The organism is Azospirillum sp. FG154, assembly GCF_057809575.1.
Genome location: NZ_JBMDKF010000002.1, coordinates 1 through 16,582, shown reverse-complemented (window position 1 = coordinate 16,582; position 16,582 = coordinate 1). Strand labels below are relative to the sequence as shown.

Annotated in this window: 16 protein-coding genes and 1 pseudogene; 1 reads left to right on the top strand and 16 read right to left on the bottom strand. The window is 63.7% G+C overall.

Annotated features, from left to right (window positions below):
- Positions 1 to 35: 35 nt before the first annotated feature.
- From ACODS4_RS02415 to ACODS4_RS02365, 11 genes are all read right to left on the bottom strand, one after another.
- A complete protein-coding gene (locus ACODS4_RS02415; RefSeq protein WP_488860359.1) occupies positions 36 to 458 on the bottom strand; it encodes a flagellar biosynthesis repressor FlbT in 423 nt (140 codons plus the stop codon).
- A gap of 126 nt (positions 459 to 584) precedes the next feature.
- Entirely contained in the window at positions 585 to 2,447 is a 1,863-nt protein-coding gene (locus ACODS4_RS02410; protein ID WP_488860358.1) for a flagellin N-terminal helical domain-containing protein, read from the bottom strand.
- Between the two features lie 197 nt (positions 2,448 to 2,644).
- Entirely contained in the window at positions 2,645 to 3,703 is a 1,059-nt protein-coding gene (locus ACODS4_RS02405) for a ketoacyl-ACP synthase III (RefSeq protein WP_488860356.1), read from the bottom strand.
- A 48-nt stretch (positions 3,704 to 3,751) separates the two neighbouring features.
- Positions 3,752 to 4,516, bottom strand: coding sequence for an SDR family NAD(P)-dependent oxidoreductase (locus ACODS4_RS02400; RefSeq protein WP_488860354.1), 765 nt, complete (start codon positions 4,514 to 4,516; stop codon positions 3,752 to 3,754).
- Positions 4,513 to 5,700 (bottom strand): ANL family adenylate-forming protein, encoded by a 1,188-nt coding sequence (locus tag ACODS4_RS02395; RefSeq protein ID WP_488860352.1) that lies wholly within the window; start codon positions 5,698 to 5,700, stop codon positions 4,513 to 4,515. The genes ACODS4_RS02400 and ACODS4_RS02395 overlap by 4 nt, the downstream gene beginning before the upstream one ends.
- Entirely contained in the window at positions 5,700 to 5,954 is a 255-nt protein-coding gene (locus tag ACODS4_RS02390) for an acyl carrier protein (protein WP_488860350.1), read from the bottom strand. Before ACODS4_RS02390 ends, ACODS4_RS02395 begins: the two co-directional genes overlap by 1 nt.
- Positions 5,951 to 6,811: an alpha/beta fold hydrolase gene (locus tag ACODS4_RS02385; protein WP_488860348.1), complete on the bottom strand. Its 861-nt coding sequence runs from the start codon at positions 6,809 to 6,811 to the stop codon at positions 5,951 to 5,953. The genes ACODS4_RS02390 and ACODS4_RS02385 overlap by 4 nt, the downstream gene beginning before the upstream one ends.
- Positions 6,812 to 6,818: 7 nt before the next feature.
- On the bottom strand, positions 6,819 to 7,052 hold the full coding sequence (locus tag ACODS4_RS02380) for a phosphopantetheine-binding protein (protein WP_488860346.1): 234 nt from the start codon (positions 7,050 to 7,052) through the stop codon (positions 6,819 to 6,821).
- Between the two features lie 29 nt (positions 7,053 to 7,081).
- Positions 7,082 to 7,837 carry a cytidylyltransferase domain-containing protein gene (locus ACODS4_RS02375; RefSeq protein WP_488860344.1) on the bottom strand — a complete coding sequence of 252 codons (756 nt, stop codon included), beginning with the start codon at positions 7,835 to 7,837 and terminating at the stop codon, positions 7,082 to 7,084.
- The gene (gene pseI / locus ACODS4_RS02370; RefSeq protein WP_488860342.1) at positions 7,834 to 8,904 is read right to left on the bottom strand and encodes a pseudaminic acid synthase; all 1,071 of its coding nucleotides are present in this window, start codon (positions 8,902 to 8,904) and stop codon (positions 7,834 to 7,836) included. Before pseI ends, ACODS4_RS02375 begins: the two co-directional genes overlap by 4 nt.
- Before the next feature lie 84 nt (positions 8,905 to 8,988).
- Entirely contained in the window at positions 8,989 to 10,563 is a 1,575-nt protein-coding gene (locus tag ACODS4_RS02365; RefSeq protein ID WP_488860340.1) for a glycosyltransferase, read from the bottom strand.
- Between the two features lie 208 nt (positions 10,564 to 10,771).
- Here ACODS4_RS02365 and ACODS4_RS02360 point away from each other — a divergent pair, with 208 nt between their 5' ends.
- On the top strand, positions 10,772 to 10,990 hold the full coding sequence (locus tag ACODS4_RS02360) for a hypothetical protein (protein WP_488860338.1): 219 nt from the start codon (positions 10,772 to 10,774) through the stop codon (positions 10,988 to 10,990).
- 39 nt (positions 10,991 to 11,029) lie between these two features.
- Here the strand turns inward: ACODS4_RS02360 and ACODS4_RS02355 are convergent, their stop codons facing one another.
- The 5 genes and pseudogenes from ACODS4_RS02355 to ACODS4_RS02335 form a co-directional block, all read right to left on the bottom strand.
- Positions 11,030 to 12,256, bottom strand: coding sequence for a pentapeptide repeat-containing protein (locus ACODS4_RS02355; protein WP_488860336.1), 1,227 nt, complete (start codon positions 12,254 to 12,256; stop codon positions 11,030 to 11,032).
- A gap of 170 nt (positions 12,257 to 12,426) precedes the next feature.
- On the bottom strand, positions 12,427 to 12,771 hold the full coding sequence (locus ACODS4_RS02350; protein ID WP_119833715.1) for a hypothetical protein: 345 nt from the start codon (positions 12,769 to 12,771) through the stop codon (positions 12,427 to 12,429).
- Between the two features lie 18 nt (positions 12,772 to 12,789).
- Complete coding sequence (locus ACODS4_RS02345; protein WP_238475093.1) at positions 12,790 to 13,071, bottom strand: MarR family transcriptional regulator; 282 nt, start codon at positions 13,069 to 13,071, stop codon at positions 12,790 to 12,792.
- A gap of 485 nt (positions 13,072 to 13,556) precedes the next feature.
- Positions 13,557 to 13,813, bottom strand: a pseudogene (locus ACODS4_RS02340) (hypothetical protein); the annotation flags it as partial.
- Positions 13,814 to 13,905: 92 nt separating this feature from the next.
- Entirely contained in the window at positions 13,906 to 16,230 is a 2,325-nt protein-coding gene (locus ACODS4_RS02335; RefSeq protein ID WP_488860334.1) for a helicase-related protein, read from the bottom strand.
- Positions 16,231 to 16,582 lie beyond the last annotated feature (352 nt).

Sequence of the window (16,582 nt, the reverse complement as noted above, 5' to 3'; positions counted from 1 at the left end):
AAATCGCAACGCCGTTGCTTTTCCCCCGCCTTGTGTCACGGTTCCGAATCACTGGATGATCCACCATCAGACGTTGGATCATCCAAGGGTTCACCGCTGCCCTTGAACATCTTTCGGCACAGTTTCAGCGCGCGGTAGTAGTTGCGGGCCTCGACAAGCGTTTCAATGTCATCCAAGGTTTTTTTGCTGTCGGGTCGCGCGGCGCGCGTTTCTTCCATGATCGCGTTGAAACGCTGAACATTGAGAGCGGCGTCTTCCGGAAAAATGTAAATAAGCTGAATGACAAAATACAATTTTTTTTCGATGCAATCGATTTGCTCCTCTTTCAGAACCTCCCGACCACGTAAGAAATTCGCGGTGTTGTAAAGAAAGAACGAGCCAGGCCGATCCCCAGCGCCAATGACGGCGCCGTTGATGATGACCTTTTCATTCGGACGAAGAACAAACTTAAGCGGCATGAGAGCGAACCCGGTGCGTTTTGGTCCGGCGCGACAGGCGGGCGCCCGTCATGCGTGACCGAAAAGAAACGGGCGGCGGCTTGAAGCCGCCGCCCGCCGGGCGTGATCCTACCCGAACTCCACGCCTTAGAACAGGCGCAGGATCGACTGCTGCGACTGGTTGGCCAGCGACAGAGCAATGGTGCCAAGCTGTTGCCGGGTTTGCAGCATCAGCAGGTTGGCGCCTTCCTCGTTCTGGTCGGCCAGCGTCAGCTTGCTGGCGCCTTCCGTCAACACGTTGCTGAACTCCTTGGTGAAGTTTTCGCGGGTCGTGATGATGTTCAGGTTGGTGGACAGGTTCTGAGACGCCGACCGGATGGTCGCCTTGGCGTTGTCGATGCCGGCAACCGCCTTGTCGATGTCCGCACGGTCGGTCCAGTCGTTCTGGGCTTCGTCCAGCTTCAGACCCTGACCGCTGCTGGTCAGATTGACCGCCGACACGCTGATCGAGTTGGTGTTGTTCTCGTTCAACTGCACCGACAGATCGTTCGACGTGTTGGCGTCCGTCACCTGCTTGGTGATGATGTTCGCCGCGCAGTTGGCGGTCGCCGCCTGCTGGATGGTGTTTTGATCCAGCTTGACGCGAACGGTGCCGCTGTCGAAAGCGAAGGACTGTTCGCCGTCGGCCAGCTTGCCTTCGCCACGGTTGCTCTGGCCGTCGCGCGTGACCTGCGCGCCGTTCAGATTGGTGACGGAAACCTGGAGGTCCACCTTCTTCTCGATGGTGGAAACGCCGTTGCCCGAATTGTTGGCGGCCTCCAGCAGGGTGCGGTCCACGGTGAAGGAGACCACGGTGCCCGACGCGAAGCTTTCCGAGATGTGCTTGGTCAGCGCGTTGGTCGTGGTGGCGGCCAGCGTCACTTCACGGGCGACGCCCGTCGTGGTCGCGCCGGTCAGGGTGATGGTGCCCTGGGTGCCGACGGAGGTGGACGCCAGATCCTTGCCCGCCAGACGCCCGCCAGACGCCAGCGCGCTGTTGATCGACGCCTGGAGCTGCGAGGCCACGTTGGCCTTGGATGTCTGACCGATGGCGACGTCCGACGAGGTCGCGGTGTAGCTGAAGGTCTGCCCTTCGACCGTGACCGAGAACACGTCGCCCGCTTCAATGGTGCCGCCGATCGTCACCTGCGAAGCCTGGGCGGTGGTGGAGGTCGCCGCCTGGGTCAGCTTGGTGTCGATGGTCTGGTTGTTGTCGAAGTAGGTGATCGTGCGGCTTTCCTTGCCGTCCGAAACGATGAAGGAGCGTTCACGACCCGTAGCGCCGCGCACCTCGACCTGAACGTCCGAGAAGCTGCCCGCGCTGGTGGACAGTTTGCCCGACAGCTTCAGGCCGGTCAGGCCGTGAGCGGATTCGGCGCTGCCGATGTCGCCGGTCTGGCCCGAAATAGCGCCGGTGCCCTTGACGCGGATCGAGTAGGTGTCCGCCGACACCACGTTGGTGACGCGGGCGTTTTCAAGACCGACGATTGTGTTGACAGCGGCGCGCGAGGTGCTGGTGCTGTCCATCCGCAGGCCGTTGCCGCCGATCAAATTCTTGCCGGCGTAGCCGCTGTCGCCCGCCAGCTTGTCAATCTGGGTGCGCAGCGCGTTGAACTGAGAGGCCAGCGCCTTGCGGGTGGCGACCGACGCGGCGTCGGTGCCCAGCGCGGCGTAGGCGGCGGTGGTCAGACCCTTGGCCTGATCGATCATGGTGTCGATCGAGGTCAAGCCCTTGTCGGCGGCCTGAATGGTGCTGATCGACTGGCCCATCGCGCTCTTCAGCGACGACAAGTCGCCGGCGCGCTGGGTCAAGCCCTTGGCCGCGAAGAAGGCGGTCGGGCCGTCAAGGGCGGTGTTGACCTTGTTGCCGGTGGAGAGAATGTTTTGCTTCTTGGCGACCTGGTCCTGCACGTTCTGCAATTGCAGCAGATTGGTGCGCATGGAGGAGGTCAGGGCGACTTCGTTTGCCATAGTGGTCACTCCTTTGGAGGATCATCATCCGTCCAAACCCGGGCAAAGGGCGGCTGGACAGAGGGGGACTAATTCCCCCGGCCTCTAGCTAGGCAAAAAGCGGGCCATGTCAAAATTGCCGGGTTTGCTGGGTATTTTCGACCACTCGGCAAAAAGCGCTGGGCAAATTTTGCCGAGCGCTGGGCAGAAACTGCCGATCACTCGGCATCCGTTGCCGAGGCGGCAGTTTCTGCCGGGTTGCTTTTGCCGGGCAGGACCAACGTTTCACACAAGGCGAGCGGCCCGATGGTCAGCGCGACGCTGCCCCACGACCAACCAACGCCAAAACCCGACAGCAACAGCCGTCGTGATCGCGTGGTCAACAGGTTGGGAAGCGCAAGACACAACGCCAGAGGAATGGACGCCGAACTGGTGTTGCCGACCTCGGCCAAGGCCACCACCGTCTGATCCGGCGTCACGCCCAATTTCAACGCCAGATGATGAATCATCTGGGCGTTGGCCTGATGAAGCACAAGATGGTCAATGTCGCCAACGCCCCACCCGGCGCCGTTCAACGCGGCGCGGACGCTGCCCGGAACCTCCCGCAGAGTGAAGGCGAAGACCTGGGTGCCGTCCATGAACAGGCGCGGAGGGAGGGAAGGCCGACGCATCGCTCCGCCTTCCACGGTCAGATACGGCGCGCCTGCCCCATCGCTGCCCAGATCGAACGCCATCGGCCCGGCGTCTGGCGAACATTCCAACGCGATCGCCGCCGCCGCGTCGCCGAACAGCGGCGCCACCGCGCGATCCATCGGGTCAATGAATCGGGACGTCGTGTCGCCGACGATCAGCAGCGCTCGCCGCCCCAAGGATTTCAACATGACCGAAGCGGTCCACAAGCCATAGACGAACCCCGAACAGCCCTGCGTCAGATCCAGAACCGGCACGGACTTGCGCAAACCAAGACGCTGGTGCAACAAGGCTCCGTTGCCGGGAAGCGCGAAATCGGGAGTCTGAGTGACGAAGACCAGAAGATCGACCGACGCCGCATCCCATCCCATCCCGTTGAGCAGGCGTTGCGCGGCGTGTTCGCCCAAATCGCTGGCGCATTGATCGGGGGCCACCCGATGGCGGGACTCGATGCCGGTGGCCTTGGCGATTTTGACGGCGGCCTCCTCGCCAAACCGCGCGATCAGGTCGGCTTGCGTGTCCCGGCCCTCAGGAATGCAGCCGACCACGCCCCGCACCGCCACACCGTCCACAACGCTGGCGACCATAGCCCCACTCCTTAGCGTCAACCCGGTTGCCATCCGACGCCGCCCGCGTCAGCAGGTGATGCCGCCATCCACCGTGATCGTTTGGCCGGTGATGTAAGCCCCCTCGTCCCCCAACAAAAAGCGGACCACCGGCACGACGTCGGCGACATCGCCCAAACGCCCCAGCGGCGTCCGTCGGATGATCTGGTCGCGTTGCCCGACGGACAAGGTTCCAGACATCTCCGTGGTGAGATAACCGGGGGCCACCGAATTGACGGTGACGCCGCGTCGGCCAACCTCGCGCGCCAAGGCCCGCGTCAGCCCGTCCAGACCGGCTTTGGACGCGGAATAGGCGGCCAAGCCAACATAGCCGCGCTGACCGATGATCGAGGAGATGTTGACGATCCGTCCCGCTTCGCGTCCGGCCCCGCGCTGAGTCAGTTTGGCGCGGAGAAAAGCGCGGGCGGCCTGGATCGCTCCGGTCAGATTCGTTTGAATGACCTCGGCGCTGTCCACATCCGGGAAGGTCGCCAGAATCCCTTCCCGCGCAATCCCCGCGTTGTTCACCAGCCCCCAGAGCGGCGCGGCGCCCGCCCAAGCGACCGCCGCCTTGACAAACGCGTTCACCGCGTCGGCGTCGCCGATCTGGCAAGCCTGCCAAAACAGATCCGGTCCAGACAGCCGCTCCAGCGCCGCCGTCGGCGTCCGACTGCACGTCGACACCCGATAGCCGTCGGCCAGCAAAGCCTCCACCAGCCCCAGCCCAAGGCCACGGCTGCCGCCGGTGACGATGACGTGGCGTTTGATGGTTTCGGAAGGCGTTTCTTCGGTCATGACGCTACCTTGCGGCCCTTCTTGCCAGTGGCGCCCAACGGGATCCGGTCCGTCAGGGTTATCACACGCGGACGGGCGGCTGGAACCAGATCAGCCGTCACACGGCGAATGGCGGCGCGCAGTTCCGCTTCATCGCTGTTGGGGGCCGGGACCACCAGGGCGGTCAGCAAAAAGCCGGTGATCGGGTTCGCCCGCGCCGTCACCAGGGCGTCGGCCACCCCCGGCGCGGTCAGCAAGCGCAGCTCCACCGCCTCCGGCGACACCTTGACGCCGCCGACATTGACCAGCCCATCCAGACGTCCGACAAACTCCATGCGGTCGCCCCGCTGTTCCACCAAATCCCCGGTGGTCAGCCAGCCATCGCCAACAGCGCCGCCCCCTTCCAGCATCGCCCGAGGGCTGCGAACCTCCAGCACCCCATCGCGCAGGCGCAGAGCGACCCCGTCAACCCCCTGTTCGATCCAATCGACGGGAAAACCGGCCCGCTTGTCCGCCACGGCGAACAGGGCGCCCGCTTCGGTGGAGGCGTAAATATGCCGCAATCGCGCCTTTGGGAACTGGGCGACGAGCCGATCAAGCAAGGGTTGATCCACCGCCTCCCCGCCCAACGTGATCGAGGTCAGGGGCAAGGCGTCCGAACCAAGCGCCATCAGAAACGCCCGCCAGAAGCTGGGCGTTCCGCTGACATGAGTCACGGCGTGGCGCCGCGCCGCTTGGACCAGATCGGCCACGCCGCCGCCCGGCGCCGACACCAGGGCGGCCCCCGTGAGCGCGGCGGTCAGAATCACCTGAAGACCGGCGAAGGCTCCCGCCTCATAAGCCAACAACCAGCGTGCGGACTCGTCCGGCTCGCCGCGCAGCCGCCCGCGCAAACGGTTGAAAACATGGCGAACCCGCTTCGGTTCGCCCGTGGTGCCCGAGGTTTCCAACGTCACCGAGAAGCCCGGCGGCGCGTTCCAGTCCCTTGGCGCGTCGGCGCGTCGAGACAGCAGCAGGCCAACCCCCGCCCGCTCCGCCGCCGCCAAAGCGGCCAGCACCCGAGACGCCCGGTCGGCCCGGACGACGCCCCCGGGAATTGGTGGCAAGACCGCCAAATCTGGCCATCGAAACTCCGACCAGCCCGCCCCCTCTCCCCCTTCGATCAAGCGAAAGGCTGGATGCAGCCAGGACGGACGGTCCAGCATCAGACGGCCATGTCGTAGAGCGCCGCCAACTCGCCAACCGTGGTGAACTGGCGCAAACCGGCGCGAAACGGATCCTGCCCGGCGCGCTGTTCCAGCACCACCAGCAAGGTCGCCAGATCCAGCGAATCAATGGGCAGTTCGCCACCCAGAAACACGCTGTCCGGAGTCAACGGCGGCAGTGTTTCCCCCTTGTCGGCGACGATCCGCGCCAACTCTTCGGCGATGACGGCAAGCATGGGCTGGGTGTCGGTCATGGTCGCTTCACACAAGGGTTGGACAAAGCGTCCGCCGCTTCGTCGCAGGTCGTCAGAAAATTCCGGATCGCCGCCGTCACGGGGCCAGCGGCCTCTGTGTGCGGCACATGCCCGACGTTGTCAAAGATGTGAAAGGGCGCGCCCTCTGGCAAACGGTCGGGACCAGGGGCTGGAATGATGCGATCCTCACGGCCCCACAGCGCCTGAACCGGCGCCGTGATCCCCGACCAATCCACCGGCGGACCACCGCCCGCGTGCGGCGCGAAGGAGGTCTCAATGATGGTTTGCAACGCCCGCTGACGTTGAGGATCGCCGCATTGGGCGTGCAAAACCTCGCCAATGCGCGGTATCAAGGGGGACGACGACGCGAACAGCCGCGCGGCGCAGGCGACGCCGTCGGCGACGTCGCGCAACGCCGTCACATGGCGCAGAAAGTTAAGATCGAACGGCGTTCCCAACCCCGCGCTGGCGATCAGGGTTAAGCTGGCGACCCGTTCAGGAATCAACCGCGCCAGTTCGCACCCAACATAGCCGCCCATGGAATGGCCGACCAGATGCGCCTTGGGAATCTCCAGCGCATCAAGCACATCCCGCAACCAAGGCGCGAAATCCCGAACATGACCGCCGCCAACGTCCAACGTCGAGGCGCCATGCCCTGGAAAATCGACCGCGATGGCGCGACGATTCGCCGCCAGAGCCGACAGATTGAACTGCCAGCTCAGCCGGTCCCCCGCAAAACCATGGAGCAGAAGGACCGGAACGCCCCCCGAACCAATGGACAGGTAACTGGCGGGGCCGGTCGCCAGAGACGCCACGCCCCCCCGCAGACGGCCCCCGACGGAAACCGGGCGCGGCACGACAGCCTCAGGCCGCAACCGCCACACCAGCCAAGGCCAGCAAATCGGCCACGGTTTTGGCCTGGGCCAGCTTCTCGCCCTCAACCACCACGCCCATCGTCTCATCCACCAGGGCGATGAAGCTGATAACGGCCAGGGAATCCCAGCTTTCCAGCGATTCCAGCGTTTCGTCGCCGGTCAGCGTGCCGGGATCCAGCTCCAGCGTCTCATCGAGAGCAAGGAGGAAGTCTTTGCGATCCATGATTGATCTCCTGTGTCTTGCGACGCCGCTCAATGCAGCGTCTTTTGCCGGATCATGCGGTTGATGTCCACCCAATCCGGGTGATCGTTGAGGACGCGGCAACAATCCCGCCAACCAAACAGCGGCGTCGCCGGAAGCAACGCTTCGAGCAAGCGGCGGACCAACTCAAAATCCGCCGCTTCGTCCACGCACCAGCGCTGCTCAATCGCCGGGCCATCGGGGCCAAGCGGCGCGCCCAACCGAAAGCGCTCCGGATGCTGGTGGATGAAGGGGGTGACATGCTCCCGTTCCCACGACTCGCGCGCGTTCGCCGCCGCGTCGTCCAGGGCCTTTCTTGGGAAAATTTCGGCGTCCAGACCACGCGGGTAACGCGCGCTGTCGATGGACAGATAGTCGAGCGGCGGTTGCTGGTCCGCCAGGAAGGCGGCGATCAAGGCGCCCACCAGATCCGGGTCGATCAATGGGCAATCCGAGGTGACGCGCACCACAACGTCAGCCTTCGCCATCGCGGCGGCTCCGGCGAAACGGCCCAGCACATCCAACTCGTCTCCACGAAACACCGGAATCCCCATGGCCTCCGCAACGGCGGCGACGGGATCATCGGCGGCGTTGACCGTGGTCGCCAGAACCACAGCGTCCAGGCCGGGGCTGCGGGCCAGACGCTCCAGATGATGGGCAAGCAGCGGCTTCCCGGCGGCCTCCAGCAGCACCTTGCCCGGCAAGCGGGTCGAGGTCATGCGCGCCTGGGAAATGGCGACGACGCGGGGCCGACAGGGGGCGGTCATGCCGATCCCTCCGGCGGGGCCAGCATGTCCCAGCGCAGCGGCGTCCCCCGCGTCAGCGCGCGCGCCGCCCGCCGCCCCAACACGTCGGGCAGATGCTTGGGCGCCATGCCAAAACCAGGGCGGATTGAGCGGACATGCGCCGGGGTCAGACTCTCCCCCGCCGCGACGTCGGCGACGATGTAGAGCGAACGGCGGAAATCACGCCCGCCAACCTCGCTTGGCTTCAGGCCATACTCGACGCGGCCCATGGCGGCGTGGGCCACGCGCGCCGCGTCGGCCATCGCCTTGAATTCGGCGGGTTCCAGGGAAAAGGCGCTGTCAACCCCGCCATCGGCGCGCGACAGGGTGAAATGCTTTTCAATGATGGTGGCGCCCATCGCCACCGCCGCGACCGCCACCGCGACGCCCTGGCTGTGATCGGACAATCCGGCGGTCACGCCGGGGAAGGTCGCGCCCAGATGGGGAATCGTCCGCAAATTGCAGTCTTCCGGCGGAGTCGGATAGCCGCTGACGCAATGCAGCAACGCCAGCGGCGTCGTTCCGACCGCCTCCACCGCCTCGGCGATCTCGCCCAGAGTGGCCAGCCCTGTGGACACAATCAGCGGCTTGCCCGACCGTGCGGCGCGGCGGATCAGCGGCAGATCAATCACCTCGAACGACGCGATTTTGAAGGCTGGAGCGTCCAACCGTTCCAGCAACTCAATCGCCGTTTCGTCAAAGGGCGAACTGAAGATGGTCAGCCCCAGGGATTTGGCGCGGGCGAAGAGCGGCTCATGCCACTCCCACGGGGTGTGCGCCTCGCGGTACAGGTCATGCAGCGTGCGCCCGGCCCACAGCCCGCCATCCAACCGAAACCCCGGTCCATCATGGTCGATGGTGATGGTGTCGGCGGTGTAGGTCTGAAGCTTGACCGCGTCGGCGCCCGACGCCTTGGCGGCGTCGATCAGGGCCAAGGCTCGGTTGAGGTCGCCATTGTGGTTTCCCGACATCTCCGCGATCACATAGGGCGGATGATCCGGACCGATTGGGCGGCCGTCAATGATGAACGGGACGGTCAGTTCAGGCATCAGGAACGTCAGCTCTCGCAAAATATGATCGATCCAGCGGATCGACCGGAAAATCGTCGCATGGAAGTGATGAAGGAAGATTAATTACCCCGCCGTCGTCGCGAGCATGCCACGCGCCTCCTCGCCATAGGCGAGCAACCGTTCGACGCACCGGCGGCGGTCGCCAACCTCGGCGAAGCGGGCGCGCGCGGCGGCGGACGCGGCGGCCCGTTCGTCCTTGTCGGCAAACAAAGCGGCGGCGCGCGCCACATAAGCCTCTCGCTCGGTCACGCAAAAGCGCGGGCCGACGACGCTCGCCGCGTCGCCCCAGCCATAGGTGACGACCGGCGTTCCTTCCGCCAAGGCATAGGCCGCCCCGCCGCCGCCGCCCTGCCGCGCCGGGTTGAGAAAGACGTGGCACAGCCGGTAGAGCGCCCGGATGTCGTTCACATGCCCCAAGACGCGCGTCCGGTCGGCGTTGCGCAGATCCGCCAAGCGGCCCGGCAGCGCCGTCACGCCACCGGCAAAGGCGACCAGAGCGCCGGGGCAGCGATCAAGAATGTCATCGACCAGCGCCAGAAACTCCGGCGTGACCTCATTGTCCAGCCGGGTGCCGACCACGACGAAGACGAAGGGCGCGGAGCCGAATCCCGGATCGCCCATGTCCCCCATGGTCGGCGGCAGCGTGTAGCCGAAGGTGAAGGGCCGGAAACGGCGCGCGAAGGGCGCGCGGTAGAGTTCGGGAATCCCGGCGGTGTAATCATGCTCGTCAAAGCCCAGAAGGATATGAGCGAGCGAGATGGTCAGACCCGACGTCGTCGGAATGCACACAACCGGGCGGGAATTGGCCTCGGCAAACACATCGGCAGCGATGTTGGAGCCGCCAAAGGACACGATCAGATCGGGATCATAACCGTCAATGGCCTCGACAATGGTGGTCAATTTTTCCTGACAGAAAGCTCGCCCTGTGAAAGAGGCCAGTTTGACCTGTCGCCCCAGCATTCTTATGGCGAAGACACCCTCGTAATCCTCCACCAACTCGGCCACCATCGGCGGGATGAACAGATTTTCCACCCGCGTCGGCAATGTGTTCGTGTTGATGATGGCGACGTCCAGACCAAAATCATCCTGCAAACGACAGGCGAAATCGAAGCAATCCCGCGTTGGCTGATGGCGGTCGTTGGTGAATTGATTCGTGACCACCGCCACCCGACGAATCGGCCCGGTTTTCGGAACCGCGCGCGGCGGCGTCAGCGACCAGCGACGCGCAATCAGCCGAACCATCGCTTCATAAAAACGGTAAAGGTCGCAGCACACGAAGCTGGTTGATTTTCCGCCAACCGCCATCCCCAAAAACAACTGCCGCGACAGGCACCAATAGCTGTAATGCATCAGCGCCGGATCGACGCTGTCACCGCCCAACAGCAGGTAATGGAGAATACGCTCGCAGTGATAAAGGTCGCCCGTCAACTGGAACAAGACCGAGTGCAAACGAATGGTGTCGGCGGTGGAGCCATCACGCCGCAGGCGATCCGCCAAGGCCAAACGGTCGGACACGTCCACATCGCGCCGGATCGCGTCGCACAGGGCCGCCAGCCGGTTGATCTTGTCGGCGTCGAACTGCGTGTCGGCCAAATATTCCAGGAGCGTGGCGCATTGCGCCTCGGCCATGTTCGACATGCTGCACCTTGGCCATTGCCAGTCAGAAAACGTCATCCTGTGTTACGCCCGGCGCCATGACGAAACAAGGGCCTAACGCTTGATCCGCCACAGCTTTTCCTGACGTTCCACCGCGTTTTTCCGTTGGTCCGCGCCCGGAAAAACGGTTGCGCCGCAACATGGATGACGACATGCTGGCATATCCTTACTTTTATTGTGGGTGATGGCCATGACGGGATTTGACAGCGCCGCCGGTCCGCAGGGCTTGGTGATCGGCCTTATCGAAAAAGCGGCAAGCGAACTCGACGCCATGTCGAACGCCGCCGGAGACATCGCCCCGAACGTTGGCGATCTGTCAGAAACGCTGGTCAACGCCCAGCGCATCGCCGACCGCGCGTCGTTGGAATTGCGACGCTTGACCAAAAAGCTGGAAAAGTCAGCGGCGTGAAAGACTGAGGGGAATGGCTGGATTGGCGGTGACGACGGTCTACAGCTTCAATCCAGCCACGCCGTCGATGATGACGCCCTCCGCCAACGCCCGGCGTTCCAACTTCGCCCCAAACAATTTGGCGGAGCTGAGATCGGCCTTGGTCAGATCGCAACCAATCAGGTTGGCAAAGGACAAATCCGCGCCGGACAAATTGGCCCCGCGCAGGCTGCCTTCACCGAAATCGGCGTAGCGCAGCTTCGCCCCCGACAAATCCGCCGGCTTTGACCGATGCTCGTCAAACACCAAGGGGCGCAAGTTGATCCGCCGCAGATTGGCGTTGTTGAGCTTGGCGTTGCGCAGATTAACGCCGCGCAAATCCCCCTCGGTCATGTTGCAACCGCGCATGTCCGCGCCGTCCAGAACCGCCGCCTGCAACTGAACCCCCGTCAGATCCAACCCGTACAGCGTCGCGCCCGACGCCCGCAGCATGGTCAGACAGGTGTGAGCGAGGGATGGCGCATGCCGCAGGTCAAACCCCGACAGGTCCAGAGCCGCCCCTCGCGCCCCCCCAGACCCGACCCAGGCGATGTGATCGGCCAGCAGATCGTCCAAACTCCGGCCCAATTCGGCGATCACCCGACCAACCGGCTTGTCAGTGAGCGCGTCGCCCATATCGGCGTCGGTCAGTTCGGTCATCGTCATGGTGGCGCCGGTCAGCACGGCCCCGCGCAAACAGGCCCCGCGCAAATCCGCTCCCGACAGATCGGCCCCTTCCAGGTTGGAGCCGCTGAAATTGGCCCCGCGCATCGTCGCCCGGACCAGCTTGCAGCCACGCATCACCGCGTCTGTGAAATCAGTGTGGATGGCCATGGCCCCGGACAGGCGCGCGTTGGTCAAATTGGCCCCGGACAGGTCCGCGCCCGACGCTTCGGCGGGCATGGCTTCAATGTGAACCATCCGCAAATGACCGGAACGGTCCTTTTCCGCCAGGGATCCATCGCGCAGGTCGGCTTCAAACAAGTTCGCCCCGATCAGCACGGCGCCGCGTAGGCAAGCTCCCCGCAAATCGGTTTTAACCAGGCTCGCCCGCTCCAGATTGGCCTGCCGCAAATCGGCGGCAAACAGCGACGCGCAATCCAGCTTGGCCCCGGTCAAATTGGCCCCGCGCAGGCTGGCCCCGACAAAATCCGCGTGCGCCAGATCCCGTCCGGACAGATCCAGGCCCGACAGATCGCAAAAAGACAGGTTGGCCCGCGCGCCGCCAATTCGAGCGTTGCGAAACATCTCGTGACGCCGGACAGCGATGTCGAGTTGCGTCTGGTCAAGGCGATTGAGTGTACGGTTCTGTGACATCGGCGGCGCTCTCCCATCGGGATCGAGAGTGGCGCCGATGTGCTTCAGAAACGGTTAATGTTCGTAATTTCCGTCGTCACTCTATGGATGATGCAACCAAATCAATGCGATGGCCCCGACGTCATGGTTTCGCTGCGAACAATCAGCGATATGCCGTCGTCACCAGCCTCCATGTCCTTCGAGGCGTCGCGCGGGATCGGAATCTTCTGGCGACGGCAAAACAACAGAAGCAAGCCAAGCGTCTTGCTGGCCAGAAAGACAACCTCCCTGGCCTTGGACGCCCCGCTTTGCTGAATAAGGATGGACAACCCGCCTCCCGCCTTAGGCGTCACCATGGTGACGACCCCAAGCGGGAGATCCGTCTGATGAGGCACTTTTTGGTACCACGCGACCGCTTTGAGCAGGGCGGAATTGGTGAAGAACAGCTCTCGGGTCTCGACGATCATTCCATCCCTGGCACAGTCTCACGCGCGGCCGCCCTCCAGTCCCGGGTTGAGCCGGAACGTGATCGCGCGTCCCAATTTGGATTCCCGCAGAAGGATCTGCTTGGTTTCCAGCAGCTTGATGGCCCGGTTCACATTGGGCCTCTGCATGCCCAGAGCGTCAGCCAATTCAGACTGAAGCACCGGAATGGGACGGTCGAAATGGAGCCTCCGACTCAGATAAGTGAACACACGCAGCGCCTCCAGTGTGATCTCGCGGTCGGTGGAGACGGTTCTGGAGAGGAAGTCATGATGATGCAGCATCGCGGCCTCGGAACGCAAGGTTGTGTGGTATCGATGGAGACAATCGGCCTAACGGCGAACGGCGCATCGCGACACGACGTCCGTCATCCACAGGGGGCGCCCCGCCGAACGGACACAGTCAAGATCGTTTGCGTGAACGGTCATGCAGCTCCCTTCCGGCTCACACGCCTGTATTGATTGTTGTTTCCAGCTTGAACAAAGCTACCGCTCAATTGTTGTGCGCGTGTGTCGCCGCTGTTTCGCTCCTGACATAATAAATGTCGGTGGACATAATCCTGGAAACCGGAAGCCATTCTTCAAAAGCAATGTCTCCGCTTTGACAAAGCCCTATCCGGGCGGTGCGAAAAATCCGACAGTGGTGGCCACCCGCCCTCTGCGACAATCCATCGCGTCATCAATCCGCAGGCGATCCTCCAGAATCCCAAAGCCTCAAAAACAGCTTGACCCTATCCCGATTCGGCGCGTCACCATGAAGGTTTCCGCCCTCAGGCCAACCTGCATTGCTCAGAACCGCCACGCCCACGGCCCCATGCCCACGAACGTCGCCCGATGGTCATGATGCGCCAAAGCTGATCGACGAGCTTGTTCCAGGCTTCGCAGCAATGGCCGACGATGGTGTCGTAGAAGGTGAAGTGCGGTTCGACAGCCTGTTGTCGCGCATGAACTGCCAGACGTTCTCGACCGGGTTCAACTCTGGGCATTTTGCCGACAAGGCGACGATGCTGATGTGGGCGGGCACGTTTTGCAGGGTGACGCCGCCCATTTCGCGTTGACGCATGGCTGGTTCAAGAAACGTCGTCCAGCGCCCGAACACCGACGCTTCTCGAATCCAAATTACGGAACGGATGGCCCCCGGCGCTTCGGCGGACCGCCACCTGTTTTCCTTGCCGCCCCCGTGCCCAATCCCTTTCCAGCCCCTTTTCCACGTCCGCGCGGCAAAGCGTGATGGAAATTCGGGTGCGTCGCGCCAGCAGGCGGTTTATCACCCGTCGTCGCCGACGGGTTCCGACCATCGCCACGACGAGGAGGTCGATTGCCGCCGCCTTGGCGTTCTTCCAGACGGCTGCCATAACAAGCGTCGCAAACCCGGAAGCGATGATTGGCTTTCAAACGCGCGCCACACACCGGGCAAGCCCGCGCCAACGACCGTTCCGCCAGCGTCCGCTCGATGAAAGCGTTCAAATGCGCCCGGCGCTCCTGGCACAGATCCATTTCAGGATAAGCGTCGGGGAATCGGTAAGCGAGCCAAGCGTAAGCGGTCAGTTCCTTCACCGCCCGCTCGGCTTTCTCCAACTCCACGTCAGTGCCGACATGGTGGCGGAACCGCTCCGCCGCGTCGGGCGCGCCGTTGCCAATGCCCTTCCCTTGATTCATCGCCCAACCGCCCAGCAGGCGCAAATTGTTCTGATCGCGGGTGTCGATCGGACAACGGGCCAAAATGTCGCGCACCTCCAACGGCAACGCCGCCTTGTCAACCGCCGTCGCCGCCTGGATTCGCTGTTCCAGATCAGTCATGCGGAAGGTCTGGTTGGCGCGCAGCAGTTCCTGACCAGCGGTGCGCAGCACCTTGGCCAAGCTGTTGGTGTCCAGTTCAATGGCGATGGCCTGGACATGGCTGAGGTTGGGGGAAATCCACGAACGGGGATCCTCCGGCGGGACCGGCGGCGTGGTCAGGGCGCGGCGCACCGGGTTGATGCTTTCCCCCTCCAAAACCGCGACGCGCCCCTCTTCATGCATGCCGAAGCGACCGGCGCGCCCGCCAATCTGACGAATTTCCGACGAATTCAGCTCACGCTCTTCCCGCCCGTCATATTTGCGGGTGGTGGACAGCACGACGCGCGCGACCGGCAGATTCAGCCCCATGCCGATGGCGTCGGTCGCCACCAGGACATCCGCCGTGCCGTCGCGAAAACGCCGCGCCTCGGCCCGGCGAACCTCCGGCGACAGCGCGCCATAAATCACCGCGACCGTGTGGCCGCGCGCCAGAAGATCATGGCGCAGCCCCATGACGTCCTTGCGCGAAAAGGCGATGACCGCGTCGCCCCGACGGACGTCGGGCAAGGGCACCCGCTCTTCCTGAACGCGCAGCGGCGATTTGCGGGTGAACTCGATAACCTCAAGCTCCTCGCCCATCGCGTCGGCCAGCCGCTTGACATAGGGGATCGCGTCGGCGGAGCCCGTCATCAAAATTTCCGGAGCCGCCACGCCCGCCACCGCCTGGGTCCAAGCCCAACCGCGATCCGGGTCGCCAATCATCTGAATCTCGTCGATGACGCAAGCGCCCCAAATCCGCGACGTGTTCACCATTTCAATGGTGGAGGAGGTGAAACCGGCGCCGGGCCGCACATCCCGCTCTTCGCCCGTCACAAGACTGCACGGTCGCCCCCGCGTCTCCAACGCCTCCTGCCCTTCCAACGCCAGAAGACGCAAGGGGGCGAGATAGCAACCGCTTTCGGCCAGGGCCAGTTGATCCATCGCCGCGTGCGTCTTGCCCGAATTGGTCGGGCCGACGAACAAGCGGAGGCGTCGGATCATCGCGCGCGCCGTGGTGAAACTGTCGAGATAGACGCCCATGCCCGACGCGTTTTCCAACCGCTCACGGCGAACCTTCAAACCAGCCCGCGCGATGGCGCTGGAAAACGCCTCTTCCAAAGCGTCCAGCAGGGTTTGCAAACGGGGAATGCGCCCGCCAAAACCAATCACCCGTCCCAGCTCTTCAGCAAAGCCCTTGGGCCGCCACGCGTCGCCAAAGCCCGCCGCGCGCTGGGCCATCGAGGCGAACCAAGCGTCCACCCGGCCCTTGGCCTTTTCGATGGCGGACGACGACAGACAGGCGGCTTTGACGCGCTTGCCCAAGGTCTTGGCCTGCGGTCGGCCAAAGCCCTCTTCAGCGGTCAACATCCCCCACAACTCGGCTTCGATCTCCGGCAAGGGACCGAGCGCGATGCGGAAGCGCAGCTTCAAAGTCCGGTCAGCGCCGGGAATCGCCACAGTGTGGGTGAGCGAGAGAGACCAACGAGCCGGCGTGCTGTCGGCGTCCACCTCAATGCCATCGCCACGCACAACGGCGGCGATGGCGCGCAGGGCGTCCCGACGGTCATATTCGTCGGCAGTCCCGGGGGTGGCCCCGGATTTGGGGGCGGAGGTCTCGTCAGTCATCGTCGCTTGTCTTTTCGTGCAACCCCCGGTGGACAGCGTCGCGCATGACAACGCCGCGCAGAAAACGCGCTTTTTGGCCGGGGCCTTCTATATGGGCTGAACAGCGCGCCGCAGCAAGCCAATTCCCACCCATGACAGAAGGCTGGGCGGCAAAAACGGAACGGGCGCTCTCAAAACAATGAGAGCGCCCGTTCCGTTTGGATCGTTGTAAAGTCGAGTTTTCGTGACGTGTCAGTTGACGTTGGATGCGTCTCATGTGCGACCATGAGCGATTTACCGCTGTGCATGGCGCTCGGATGAGATCAAGCCGCTCGAGCGATTAGTAAGGCTTAGCTTCAGGCGTCGCCGCCCT